A 13120-nucleotide genomic window follows, 5' to 3' on the forward strand; every position below is an offset into this window, starting at 1 on the left:
CTCGGAGACCGGCACGGTGCGCCACAGGGACACGGGTCGCCATCCAGCGCGACTCGTACATTGTCACGTACCTGCAATCGTCGACCGGTAGCGTTCGAGGCTGCCCACGCTTTCGACAGACGAATCAGCCATGCAGCGCACCTCGCGCGCCACGCCCCACGTTTATGCGGCCACGTCCCGCGCCCTCGCCGCCAGTCTCGCGATCAACCTGCTGTTGCTCGCCGCCGAAGCGGTCGCGGCGTGGTCCGCGCATTCGTCCGGCCTGCTCGCGGACGTCGCGCACGCGGCGATCGATCTCGCGGCCGACGCGCTGATCCTCGTCGCATGCCGGCTCGACGCGCGGCTGCCGCCCGAGCGGCGCCCGACCTACGAGCCGCTCGCGCTGGCAGCCCTCGGCGCGCTGCTCGTCGCCACAGGCGTGCAGATGATCTGGCACGCGGCAAACCGGTTCGATGCGCCGCCGGTCGTGCAGCCCGGCGCGATGACGCTCGCGCTGGTCGTCCTCACGCTGACCGGCAAGGCCGCGCTGTCGCGCTGGATGCTGCGCAAGGCGCGCGAAACCGGCTCGGCGCTGCTCGAGGCGAGCGGCTGGCATGTGCGCACCGACGCGCTGTCCGCGTTGCTGGCGGCGCTGGCGATGTGCGCGGCGTGGGTCGGCCTCGGCCGTCTGGACGATCTCACCGCGCTTGCGATCGGCGCGATCGTGATCCGTACGGGCGCCGGCTTCATCCGGAGCGGTTGCGCGCAATGGCCGGCATTGGCGGCATGGGCAACCCGTTCGACGCGCGGGTCGTGACGATGCTTGGCCGCTCGTCCCGGGCGATGAGCTGAAGCATCCGACACCCGCCATCGGCTGCGCACGAAACGAAAGAGGCTCGCAACGCGCGAGCCTCTTGTCCATGATGCCGTGATCGCCATCACGCACACACCGAACGCCGTCGAGGTATCCGCAGACGAATACGCGCGACATCGATGCGGCGGCGCCCGACGCGCCGCCCCCGATCAACCCAGCGGCACCACGCTCCCGAGCAGGATCCGCACGAGCGTCGCCTGGCGCGTCACGCCCGTCTTCGAGAAGATCGCGCGCAGATGCGTGCGTGCCGTGTTCTTGCTGATCCCCGATTCCTCTGCCGCCTCCTCGAGCGTCAGCCCGTTCGTCAGCAGCAGCGCGAGCGATGTCTCGGCAGGCGTCAGGTCGAACAGCTTGCGGATGATTTCCTGCGCGCCCTGCGGCTTGCGGTCGGGGTCGCGCAGGAACAGCGTGACGGCCGGCCGGCGCTTGTTGTCCTCCGACCAGTCGGACAGCAGCACGGTGCGCACCAGCAGCCCGAGGCGCGGCTTGTCGAAGCTGCGCGTGATGGGCATCGCCTCGACCGTCGCCGCGGCCGTGCCGTGGTGCCCCATCACCGCGTGGCGAATGAGTCGCTTGAGCGTGCGGTTCTCCTGCGCATCGGTCGCCTCGATCGTGCCGCGCGCAATCGTCAGACCGTTGTTCTGCTTCAGGATGTCGTCGGCGACGCTGTTCAGGTCGATGATCGTGCCGTTCTCGTCGAGCGTGATCGTGCCGATCTGCATCCGGTTGATCGCGTTCGCGTAGATCGAGCGCTCCACCTCGGCCGTGTCGAGCCGCGAATGCAGTTCGACCGCGCGTTTCAGGTGCGGCAGCAGTAGCGCGCAGATCGCCTTGTCGCGCGCGGAGAACTGCTTCGATGCATGGTTGCGGCACACGCGGAACCGGCACTCGACGCCCGACGGCGCGCGCAGGTCGGCGCCGAGGATGTAGCGCACGTCCTGCGGCTTCAGGAACTGCTTGTACAGTTCGCTCGACAGCCAGCCCGTATCGCCGAACACGTCGTCGACCGTCACCACGCGATCGGCCGGCAGGCCGACGAACGGGTCGAGCGAATAGTAGTAGTTGTTGTACGACGCCTCGCCGTCACCCGGCACGACCGGGCCGAACTCCGATGCGTGCACCGACAGCGGCGCGCGACGGTCGCTCGCCGCCGCACGCAGGATCAGCGTCACGTAGTTGGCCTGCAGCAACCGGCGCACCAGCTCGAGCGCGCCCGCCCACGGCGGCGTTTCCAGCGGCCCCTGGTAGATGCGCGCCATCAGCTCGCTGAAATCCGCGACGCCGATGTCGGCCTCCTCGCTTGTTGACTGGCTCTCTTGAGGAGCCCATCTCGTCTCCATCAGCACGCTCCATCCTCCATGCAACTCGTTGTCGGTGCGATTCATCCGCGCCGCCATGATTAAGACGCGTCTTAATTCCGGCGTCATCGGGACATTCACTGAATGGTGAGCTTTGGCCATCCGGGCGCGCGAACCATCGTCCGATCGGATGATGTGGCGCCCTGCCCGCTGCGCTGGAATGCCCGTCAGGCCGTGCCGGCAAGCGTCCGGCGCGGGCTCAGGGAAAACCGCGACGCGGGTTTACCTGATTCAGACCGCATCCGATTCAAACAGGAGTTCCAATGCCGCTCGACCCTCAGGCGCAGGCGCTGCTCGCCGCGCTCGCCCAAGCGCCCGCGATCGATTTCGATCAGCTGACCGTTCCCGCCTACCGCGCGAGCCTTGCCGGAGGCGGCGCCTTCGCATCCGGCGATGCGATTGCCGCCGAAGAGGACTGGCAGATTCCCGCCCCCGGTCGTCAGTTATCCGCACGACTGTATCGGCCCGACGCCGACGGGCCGTTGCCGCTGACCGTGTTTTTCCACGGCGGCGGTTTCGTCGCGTGCGGCATCGATTCGCACGCGAACCTGTGCCGCAGCCTCGCCCGACGCGCGCACACGCTCGTGCTGTCGGTCGACTACCGGCTCGCGCCCGAAGCGCGCTTTCCGGCGGCCGCGCAGGACGCGTGCGATGCCGTGCGCTGGGCCGCCGCCAGTGCGCGCGATCTCGGTGCGCGCGCTGGCGCGATCGCCGTGGCCGGCGACAGCGCGGGCGGCAACCTGGCCGCGGTCGCCACGCTGCAACTGCGCGGCTCGGGCATCGCGATCGCGCACCAGCTGCTGCTGTATCCGGTCGTCGATTGCGCGACCGAGCATCCGTCCTACGAATCGCTCGGCGAAGGCTATTTCCTGACGGCGGACGCGATGCGCTGGTTCAAGCGCCAGTATTTCGACGACGGCGCCGACCGCGCGTCGCCGCTCGCGAGCCCGCTCGCCGTGGCGGACCTGTCGGGTGCGGCGTCGGCCACCATCGTCAGCGCGGAATTCGATCCGCTGCGCGACGAGGCCGAAGCGTATGCACTGCGGCTCGCGCAGGCGGGTACGCCGGTGTCGCTCGTACGCTGGCCGGGCCAGCTGCACGGTTTCGCGAGCATGCTCGGCGCGCTCGACGCGGCCGATCGCGTACTGACGTTCAGCGCCGACGCGCTGCGCCGTGCATTCGACGCGACGGAGGCGCAATGACGCTCGCCAGTACGCTGGAAATCGTCGACGAGCTGCGTGCGGGGCGGATGGTCCTGCTCGTCGACGAAGAGGATCGCGAAAACGAAGGCGATCTCGTGATCGCGGCCGATCACGTGACGTCCGAAGCGATCAACTTCATGGCGCGCTTCGGGCGCGGGCTGATCTGCCTGACGCTGACCGCCGAGCGCTGCGAACAGCTGAGGCTGCCGCCGATGGCCGATCACAACGGCACGCCGTTCGGTACCGCGTTCACGGTCAGCATCGAGGCGGCCGAAGGCGTGACGACCGGCATTTCCGCGGCCGATCGCGCGCACACGATCCGCACGGCGGTCCGCTCGGGCGCGCGCCCGGACGATCTCGTGCAGCCCGGCCACGTGTTTCCGATCGCCGCGCGCCCGGGCGGCGTGCTGGTGCGCGCGGGGCACACCGAGGCCGGCTGCGATCTCGCGGCGCTCGCCGGGCTCACGCCCGCGTCGGTGATCTGCGAGGTGATGAACGACGACGGCACGATGGCGCGGCTGCCCGAGCTGAAGGTGTTTGCCGCTCGGCACGGGCTGAAGATCGGCACGATCGCCGACCTGATCCACTATCGCCGCGAGCACGAATCGCTCGTCGAGCGCGTCGGCGAGCGGCCGTTGCATACGCCGTGGGGCCGGTTCCGCGCGATCGAGTATCGCGACACGGTGCATGGCGCGCCGCATCTCGCGCTGGTGCGCGGCGAGCCCGATCCGTCGACGCCCGTGCTGACGCGCGTGCACGAATGCCATTCACTGCTCGACCTGCTCGACGCGGAGCCGTCCGCGCACTCGTGGCCGCTGCACGCGGCATTGCAGCGGATCGATGCGGCCGGCTGCGGCGTCGCGGTGCTGCTCGACTGCGACATGCGCGGCGACGCGATGCGCCCGGGAGCCGGCCATACGCGCCGCGACGGCCGCGTGACGGGGATCGGGTCGCAGATCCTGCGCGAGCTCGGCCTGCGACGGCTGAACGTGCTGTCGAGCCCGTTCCGGCTGCCGGCGCTGTCGGGGCATGACCTGGAGATCATGGCGTTCATCCCGCTCGGCGACGACGATCCGGAAAGCGCGCGCGCCGCTCAGGCGAGCCCGCTGCGGGCGGCGTGACGGAGCGCCGGCGGGCGCTTCCCCCGTCGTTGCACCGACCCGTGGGTTTCCGCCTGACAGGCTATCGTTTGTTTTTCTGAAATACAGTCTCGGGTTTGTATTTTGACGATACATACCATAGACTGTATTTTTCGATTACAAGCGATCGCCTGTCATTTCGCGGAGAGCCCATGGCATTTCCTGTCCAGACCTTGAGCCAGTTGCGCCCGATCCTCGTCGGCTTCCGGAAGTCGGCGGGGTTCACGCAGGCGCAGCTCGCCGCCCGCCTCGGCGTCACGCAGCAGTCGTACGCGCAGCTCGAAGCCAATCCGTCCGCGGTCAGCATCGAACGGTTTTTCAAGGTGCTGAACGTGCTCGGGGTGCGCCTGACGCTGGATCCGGGCACGCCGGACGACGCAGCGATGCCCGAGGTCGCCGCGCCCGCGCCCAAGCGCGCAACGTCCGCGCGCGGTCGCTCGTCAGGTTCGTCCGGCTCGGCCGCTTTATCCGATACGCCGGTCCGCCCGCCGGCCGCCGCGAAGGCCCCCTCCGCCGGCGCGCGGAAACGGCCTGCCGCGGCGACGCCTAGCAAGCCCCGAAACCCCAAGCGGGAGGACTGGTGACGATGGCCCGCCGCCCCCGCCACGACCGCCTCGACCTGTGGATGAACGGCATCCCGGTCGGATACTGGGAAGTCCGGCGCGGCGCCGAGCGCCTCGTCTACCTGCCGGCGTGGATCGACGATCCGCAGGGGCGTCCGCTGTCCCTGTCCCTGCCATTCACGCCCGGCAACCAGCCGCATCAGGGCGCGATCGTCGCCGATTACTTCGACAATCTGCTGCCGGACAGCCAGCCGATCCGCCGCCGCATCGCGCAGCGCTACCGGCTGGGATCGACGGCGCCGTTCGAACTGCTCGCGTCGATCGGCCGCGATTGCGTCGGTGCACTGCAGCTGCTGCCGCCCGATGAGACGCCGGTCGACCTGCAGGCGATCGACGGCACCGCGCTCGACGACGCAGCCGTCGCCGACGTGCTGCGCCACGCGACCGCCGCGCCGCTGCCCGGCCACGCGGAGCCGGACGGCGAATTGCGTCTGTCGATCGCCGGCGCGCAGGAAAAGACCGCGCTGCTGCACCACGGCAACCGCTGGCTGCTGCCGGCGGGCAGCACGCCGACCACGCATATCTTCAAGCTGCCGCTGGGGCGCGTCGGGAACATGCAGGCCGACATGCGCACGTCGGTCGAGAACGAATGGCTGTGCTCGAAGATCGTCGCCGCATACGGCCTGCCGGTGGCCGCGTGCGACATCGGCCGGTTCGACGACCAGAAGGCGCTGATCGTCGAGCGCTTCGACCGCCGCCCGTCCCGCGACGGCACGTGGATCCTGCGGCTGCCGCAGGAGGACATGTGCCAGGCGACCGGCACGCCGTCGGGCGCGAAATACGAATCCGACGGCGGCCCGGGCATCGCGACGATCATGGGCATCCTCGCGAATTCCGCCGAAGCCGCGCAGGACCGGCAGAACTTCTTCGTCACGCAGCTCGTGTTCTGGGTACTCGCGGCCATCGACGGCCACGCGAAGAATTTCAGCATCGCGCACCTGCCGGGCAATACGTATCGGAGCACGCCGCTTTACGACGTGCTGTCCGCGCATCCGATCATCGGCACGCGACGCAACCAGCTGCCGCCGCGACGCGCGCGGCTGGCAATGGCCGTGTGCGGGAAGAATCGCCATTACGTGATCGCCGACATCCAGCCGCGTCACTGGATCGCGCAAGGCGCGCGTGTCGGTCTGACCGAACACGAGGTCCGCGCGGCGATGGCGGGCGTGGCCGCCCGCACCGAACCGGCGATCGCCGACGTCGCGTCGCGCATTCCCGCGGACTTCCCGGCAGACGTGTCCGATGCGATCTTCGACGGGATGCGCCGCCAGGCGCGCAAGCTCGGCGCGGCCGACTAGCCGGTGCGGGCGCGGCCGCTCTCCGGCGGCGGGTCGTCCACCTGGACGATGCGGCGCCGCGCCGGCTCCGCACAATGGTCGCCATGCCCATTCCCGACGCCTGCCCGACATGGAACCCGCCGCCCTCGATACCGCGTTCAGCCCGCTGCAGATCGGCCCGCTGACGCTGCGCAACCGCCTGATCAAGTCGGCGACCAACGAAGGAATGACGCCGGACGGCGTGCCGTCGCGTGCGCTCGTCGGGTTTCATGAGCGCATCGCCGAAGGCGGCGCCGCGCTGACAACCATCGCGTACTGCGCGATCAGCGACGACGGCCGCACGTTTGTCGACCAGGCGCAGCTCGATGCGCCGACGGTCCGGCAATTCCGTGCGCTGACCGACGCGGTGCATCGCCACGGCGCGGCGGCGTCCGCGCAGATCACGCACGGCGGCTGCTTCACGTTCCTGCCGTCGCTGTCGACGAAACGGCCGTTGAGCGCATCGGGCGGGTTCAACAAGGTCGGCGTGATGAGCGGCCGCTTCCTGAAGCAGGCGATGACGCGCGACCAGATGACCGTGATCGCCGACCAATTCGCGCGTGCGGCGCGGCATGCACGCGACGCGGGCTTCGACGCGGTCGAGATCCACATGGGGCACGGTTATCTGCTGAGCCAGTTCCTGTCGCCGCTGTACAACCGTCGCCGCGACGCGTACGGCGGCGATGCGGCGCGGCGCGCGGCGTTCCCCGTCGAGGTGCTGCGCCGTGTGCTCGATGCGGTCGGTCGCGATCTCGCCGTGGTCTGCAAGATCGGCGTGACCGAAGGCGTGCGCGGCGGCGGGACGGCCGACGACGCATGCGAGATCGCACGGCGGCTCGAGGCCGAAGGCGCGCATCTGCTGGTATTGAGCGGCGGGATGAACGTCGAGTCGGTATGGCAGCTGTTCGGCAGCCCGCTGCCCGGCGATGCCCGCGCGAACGCCGACAACGCGATCGTGCGCGCCGCGATGGCGCTGCAAAAGCTCACCGAACCGAAGCTGGGCGCGTTTCGCGAAATGTATTTCCTCGAGCATTCGAAGAAAGTGCGCGCGACCGTCCGGATGCCGCTTGCCTATCTCGGCGGCGTGCGCTCGCGCGAGAACGTCGCGCTGGCGATGCGCGAAAGGTTCGACGCAGTGGCGCTTGCCCGCGCGCTGGTATTCGAGCCGGGCTTCGTGAACGGACTGCGCGACGGCCGAATCGCGCGGTCGGGCTGCACGTCATGCAACCGCTGCGTCGTGTCGATGTACACGCCCGGGGGCACCGCGTGCGTGCTGAAGGAGCCGAACGACCCGGCGCCGAACCGCGTGCCGGCCGTGGGTGCTTGAGTGATGTACACGCCCGAGGGCACCGCGTGCGTGCTGAACGAGCCAAACGACCCGGCGCCGAACCGCGTGTCGGCGGTGGGGGCCTGAGGTCGAGCCGCAGCCGACCCCGCGATCGCGGCTACCGACACGCCACTCTGCCGTTCAGCCGTTCAGCCGTTCAGCCGTTCAGCCAGCGTCGCGGGCGCGAGCCAGCGCCGCGAGGTTCCCTTCCCCGAATCCGTGGTGCCCTTGCCGCTGCACGATCTCGAAGAAGATCTCGCCGGGCCGGCGCTTGACGAAGGTCTGGAAGAACAGCCGCGGCACGCCATCGCTGCCGATTTCGCCGTCGACCAGCACCGCGCGGCGGCGCAGCGCATCGAGATCGACGCCGTGCCCGGGCAGCCGCGCATCGACGTCGTCGTAATAACGCGCCGGCGGCTCGATGAATTCGACGCCATTCGCGCGCAGCGCATCGATGCTCGCCAGGATGTCGTCGGTCGACAGCGCAACGTGCTGAACGCCTTCGCCGGGATGGTCCGGCAGATACGCGTGCATCAGCTCGGTGCGCCGCGTGCCTTCCTCGTACACAGGAATCCGCACCGCGCCGCACGGCGACACCATCACGCGCGACTCTTCCGATACATGCCAGTGCGCATCGATTTCATGGATTTCGCGGAAGTGCAGCAGGTCATGGTAGAAGTCGAGCCATTCGCGCATGCGCCCCGCGCCGACGGTCTGCGTGAAGTGGTCGACCTGTTGCAGGCCCGTGCCCACGCAATCGTGATCGGTATGGGCGGTCGCGATGTCGATCGGCCGGAAATCGATGTCGAAGATCGAGATGTCGCCGACGCCGCCGCGCTGGCCGTCCCGCCCACGCCAGCGGTCGACGAAATAGAGGTGCGAATCGCCAATGCCCTGGATCGCGGGAATCTTCAGCTCGCCGACCCCGATCCGCTCGCCCTCGAACGCCCACGCGCCCAGCTCGATCGCCCGCTCGAACGCGCGGCGCGCGCTCGCCACGCGCAGCCCGATCGCGCAGACGCCCATCCCGTATTCCTCCGCATAGCGCGCCGCGAACGATTCGGGCTCGGCATTGATCAGGAACTGCATCTGCCCTTGCCGGTACAGCGTGACGTTCTTGCTCACATGGCGCGCGATCGCCTTGAACCCGAGCTGCTCGAAGCGTTGCGCGAGGGCGTCCGGCACCGGCGCCGCGAACTCGACGAATTCGAGTCCGGCCATCCCGAGCGGATTGGCGGCCGGATCGGCGACGGGCGGCGTATCGCTGGACAGGGGGTGGGAATTGCCGGGCATTCCAGTCTCCGGGGCATGCAGTCGATGGGGATGACGCCCGGCGCGTGCGGCACACCCGGCCGATGCGACGGCCGGACATCCGCCCGATCCGGGCGAGGTTTTGATGGTCCAGATTTTAACCAGATCGTTCACGGCGGCACACCCTGGCCGAACGGGATATGGGTACCTCGCTTAGTGCAAACCCGAAAAGCGTTCGATAATCGCACAGAATAGAACGATAATCGCGCACTTTGACCGATCGGCCAATTGCCGTGACGGCGCGCGCACCCTATTCTCCGCTCACCCTATCGACTTAGTGCAGCATCGGACGCGGCGCCGCCACGATTCCACGATGCGCCGTGCCAGGAGACTTCGCCATGACCCCAACCTTCGACACCCTCGACGCCGCCGCCGGCGCCCGCGCGCGCAGCCAGGCCCGCAAGGCCGCGATCGGCAGCTTTGTCGGCGCCGTCGTCGACTGGTACGACTTCCTGCTGTACGGGATCGTCGCCGCGCTCGTATTCAATTCCGAATTCTTCCCGAAGATCAGCCCGACCATGGGCACGCTCGCGGCGTTCGCGACCTTCGGCGTCGGCTTCCTGTTCCGTCCGCTCGGCGGGGTCGTGTTCGGCCATTTCGGCGACCGGCTCGGCCGCAAGCGGATGCTCGTGCTGACCGTGATGCTGATGGGGCTGTCGACCGTCGCGATCGGCCTGCTGCCGGGTTTCGCGACGATCGGCTGGTGGGCGCCCGTGCTGCTGGTGCTGATGCGTGCGATCCAGGGCTTCGCGGTGGGCGGCGAATGGGGCGGCGCGGCGCTGATGGCCGTCGAGAGCGCGCCGAAGCAGAAGAAGGCGTTCTACAGCAGCGGCGTGCAGGTCGGCTACGGCGTCGGGCTCGTACTGGCGACGGGGATCGTGTCGATCCTGAGCCATACGCTCGGCGAGGCCGCGTTCAAGTCGTGGGGCTGGCGCCTGCCGTTCGTGTTCAGCATCGTGCTGGTGCTGATCGGGCTGTGGGTCCGCAAGAGCATGGACGAGTCGCAAGAGTTCGTCGAGAAGGTCGAGCACGGCAACCGCAAGCTGCGCCTGCCGGTGCTCGAAGCGCTGACGCGCCATCCGAAGGCGTTCCTGCTGATCGTCGCGCTGCGCCTCGCCGAGCTGTTCACGATGTATATCGTCACGGCATTCGCGCTCAGCTATTCGACGTCGAACCTGGGCCTGTCGCGCGACCTGTTCCTGAACATCGGCCTGCTGGTCGGCGCGGTGAGCTGCGTGACGATCCCGTGCTTCGCCTGGCTCGCCGACCGCTTCGGCCTGCGCCGCATCTACCTGATCGGCGCGGTGATCGGCCTCGTGTCGGCGGTACCGTTCTTCGTCGCGCTGGAGTCGCGTTCGATCGCGTGGATCGTCGTGTTCTCGATCCTGTTGGCCAATGCCGCGCACGACATGGTCGTGAGCGTCCAGCAGCCGCTCTTCACCGAGTTGTTCGGCGCGGAATACCGCTACAGCGGCGCAGGCGTCGGTTATCAGTTCGCGAGTGTGGTCGGCGGCGGGTTCACGCCGTTCATCGCGGTGGCGCTGGTCAGCATGGCCGGCGGTTCGTGGCACTTCGTCGCCGCTTATCTCGCGGTGGGCTGCCTGATCTCGCTGGTGGTCGCCGCGCGGATGCGCGCGGCGCAGTGACGCAATGACGGCATGGCCGGCCCGCTACGCGGCCGGCCATTTCCGCACCGGCTTCCCGCTGCCGGCAGTCGGGCGCAACCCGCGCCCGCCCAACGTCAAACACGGTCAATCCCGCACGCGGAAGCCCCTTTTCCCCGCTGAACATTCCACGCCGCGCGCCGACCAATGGCATCATATGGGCCTACGTCAGTCACCGATACGCCCCCATATCATGTCGAATCTCATCGTCCACGGCGGCACTCCGCTGCGCGGGGACATCAAGCCGTCCGCGAACAAGAACGCCGTCCTGCCGATTCTGTGCGCCACCCTGTTGACCGATCAGCCGCTGCGCCTCGTCGGCGTGCCGGACATCACCGACGTGCGCAAGATCCTCGACATCTTCCGCACGCTCGGCAGCGACGTGTCGGTCGACTTCGCCACGGGCATCCTCGAGCTCCACCATCGCAACACGACGTTCGATCCGGCCGTTCACCGCCTGCCCGAGGCGATGCGCTCGTCGATCATGCTGATTCCGCCGCTGCTCGCGCGCTTCGGCGTCGCGCGCCTCGAGAACGACGTGAAAGGCTGCACGCTCGGCGTGCGCGAGATCGATCCGCACGTCGAGGTGTTCGAGCGCTTCGGCGCGCATATCGAGCGCACGCCCGATTCGCTGATCGTTCGTGCCGATGGCCCGCTGACGGCCAACGATCACTGGTTCGACTACGCATCGGTCACCACCACCGAAAACTTCGCGCTGTGCGCGACGGCGGCAAGCGGCACGTCCACGCTGATGAATGCGGCGTCCGAGCCGCACGTACAGGAGTTCTGCCAGTTCCTCGCGATGATCGGCGTCGCGATCGAGGGCATCGGCACGTCGCGTCTGTGCGTAACGGGCGGCGGCAAGCTCGGCGGCGGCGAATTCCGCTTCGCCGAGGATTTCCACGAAATCGCGACGTTCCTCGCGCTCGGCGCGATCACGGGCGGCGACATCGCCGTGCGCAACTCGTCGCCGGAGCATTTCCCGCTGATCGACCGCACATTCGCGAAGTTCGGCGTGACCGTCACGCACCGCGACGGCTGGTCCCGCGCGGAACGCGACGGCCCGCTGCGCGTGCGCCGACCGTTCACGCAGAACATCCTGACCAAGGTCGAAGCCGCGCCGTGGCCGTACGTGCCGGTCGACCTGCTGCCGATCTTCATCGCGCTCGGCGTGCGCGCGGAAGGCAGCGCGATGTTCTGGAACAAGGTCTACGACGGCGCGCTCGGCTGGTCCGGCGAACTGTCGAAGTTCGGCGCGCACGTGCTGCTGTCGGATCCGCACCGGCTCATCACGTTCGGCGGGCTGCAACTGACGCCGGCGCGCGTCGAGAGCCCGTACATCATCCGCGTCGCGATCGCGCTGCTGATGGTAGCCGCGAGCATCGAAGGCCGCTCGGAAATCATGAACGCGCTGCCGATCCGCCGCGCGCACCCGCATTTCGTCGAAAACCTGCGTTCGGTCGGCGCGAACGTCGAGTGGACGAGCAGCGAGTAACACCCTGACGGTACGGCGCGCGTCATGCGAGCGCCGTATCGCACCCCGCATTCGGTCGCAGGCACCGCCGGCCGCCCCTCCTGCGCTACTCGCCTCCCCCGCAGGCGCCGTCGCCGGCGCCCATGTGGTCGAACCCGTAGAGCATCACGGCCGTCGTGCCGCGCGCGGGGTTGCTCGGGCGCTTCGCCAGGCTTTCATCGAGCGGGCTCGACGGATACTGGACGCTCGTGTCCATCAGGTTCTCCGGCTGCGTCCGCAACTCTGCTTCGGTCAGCTTGTGCCCCTCCGCACGCGGCAGCCCGAACGCGTTGCGCACGTCCGCTTCGTTCCACGTCCCCTTCAGCGTGACGGTGACCATTTGCAGGTCGCCATGCTCCCAGTCCAGGTCGACCTTCGTCGCGAGCGGATGCACGCTGGTCGCGAGCCGGTCGGGGAACGCAGGGCCTTCGTAGTACGCCTTCGTGTTCCTGCACGCGTCACCGGTGTTCCGGTACTTCTTCAGCGTGCAATTGAAGCGCCTGTCACGGTAGCCGAACGCCGTTTCGACGTAGCAGCCGAATTTCGGCGACGTCATGCGCGGCCATGCACGCACGTCGACGGTTGGCTTCGGGAGCGTCGCGCCGGTCGAGGGATTCGCCGCGGCAAGCAGCGGCACGGCCGCGACGAGCACGGCCAAAGCGGATTCGCGAATTTTCATTGTTCTGTTCCAGTCGGGCTGGCGATTCTAGCGCGGCTTTGCAAGCATGCACGCGCGACCCATACGGCGCAGCGTACGAGATGGCGCGCGAATCGGTTGTTGTCGACGCTCATTTCCCCACGCTCGGGCCGAGCG

General features: G+C 68.5%; 11 protein-coding genes. 8 read left to right on the forward strand and 3 right to left on the reverse strand.

Going from position 1 to position 13120, the window contains the following annotated elements; genetic code table 11:
- Positions 1-130 precede the first annotated feature (130 nt).
- Positions 131-796, forward strand: a complete 666-nt coding sequence (locus tag ACVK00_RS22805) for a cation diffusion facilitator family transporter (RefSeq protein WP_284888990.1) — start codon at positions 131-133, stop codon at positions 794-796.
- 206 nt (positions 797-1002) lie between these two features.
- Here the strand turns inward: ACVK00_RS22805 and ACVK00_RS22810 are convergent, their stop codons facing one another.
- Entirely contained in the window at positions 1003-2193 is a 1191-nt protein-coding gene (locus tag ACVK00_RS22810; protein WP_284888991.1) for a helix-turn-helix transcriptional regulator, read from the reverse strand.
- 281 nt (positions 2194-2474) lie between these two features.
- Here ACVK00_RS22810 and ACVK00_RS22815 point away from each other — a divergent pair, with 281 nt between their 5' ends.
- From ACVK00_RS22815 to ACVK00_RS22835, 5 genes are all read left to right on the forward strand, one after another.
- Positions 2475-3413: an alpha/beta hydrolase gene (locus ACVK00_RS22815; RefSeq protein WP_284888992.1), complete on the forward strand. Its 939-nt coding sequence runs from the start codon at positions 2475-2477 to the stop codon at positions 3411-3413.
- Complete coding sequence (ribBA, locus tag ACVK00_RS22820) at positions 3410-4534, forward strand: bifunctional 3,4-dihydroxy-2-butanone-4-phosphate synthase/GTP cyclohydrolase II (protein WP_284888993.1); 1125 nt, start codon at positions 3410-3412, stop codon at positions 4532-4534. The genes ACVK00_RS22815 and ribBA overlap by 4 nt, the downstream gene beginning before the upstream one ends.
- A 170-nt stretch (positions 4535-4704) precedes the next feature.
- Positions 4705-5136, forward strand: coding sequence for a helix-turn-helix domain-containing protein (locus tag ACVK00_RS22825; RefSeq protein ID WP_284888994.1), 432 nt, complete (start codon positions 4705-4707; stop codon positions 5134-5136).
- A 2-nt stretch (positions 5137-5138) separates the two neighbouring features.
- Positions 5139-6473 (forward strand): type II toxin-antitoxin system HipA family toxin, encoded by a 1335-nt coding sequence (locus ACVK00_RS22830; protein ID WP_284888995.1) that lies wholly within the window; start codon positions 5139-5141, stop codon positions 6471-6473.
- A gap of 109 nt (positions 6474-6582) precedes the next feature.
- A complete protein-coding gene (locus tag ACVK00_RS22835; RefSeq protein ID WP_284888996.1) occupies positions 6583-7818 on the forward strand; it encodes an NADH:flavin oxidoreductase in 1236 nt (411 codons plus the stop codon).
- A 165-nt stretch (positions 7819-7983) separates the two neighbouring features.
- On the opposite strand, the gene ACVK00_RS22840 is transcribed toward ACVK00_RS22835, so the two are convergent.
- Positions 7984-9111 (reverse strand): 4-hydroxyphenylpyruvate dioxygenase family protein, encoded by a 1128-nt coding sequence (locus ACVK00_RS22840; RefSeq protein WP_228909897.1) that lies wholly within the window; start codon positions 9109-9111, stop codon positions 7984-7986.
- A gap of 356 nt (positions 9112-9467) precedes the next feature.
- On the opposite strand from ACVK00_RS22840, the gene shiA reads away from it, so the two are divergent.
- On the forward strand, positions 9468-10775 hold the full coding sequence (gene shiA / locus ACVK00_RS22845; RefSeq protein WP_011658812.1) for a shikimate transporter: 1308 nt from the start codon (positions 9468-9470) through the stop codon (positions 10773-10775).
- A 211-nt stretch (positions 10776-10986) separates the two neighbouring features.
- On the forward strand, positions 10987-12288 hold the full coding sequence (locus ACVK00_RS22850) for a UDP-N-acetylglucosamine 1-carboxyvinyltransferase (protein WP_228909896.1): 1302 nt from the start codon (positions 10987-10989) through the stop codon (positions 12286-12288).
- 85 nt (positions 12289-12373) lie between these two features.
- On the opposite strand, the gene ACVK00_RS22855 is transcribed toward ACVK00_RS22850, so the two are convergent.
- Positions 12374-12985, reverse strand: a complete 612-nt coding sequence (locus ACVK00_RS22855) for a hypothetical protein (RefSeq protein ID WP_284888997.1) — start codon at positions 12983-12985, stop codon at positions 12374-12376.
- Positions 12986-13120 lie beyond the last annotated feature (135 nt).

This window comes from Burkholderia sp. PvR073 (genome assembly GCF_054055695.1).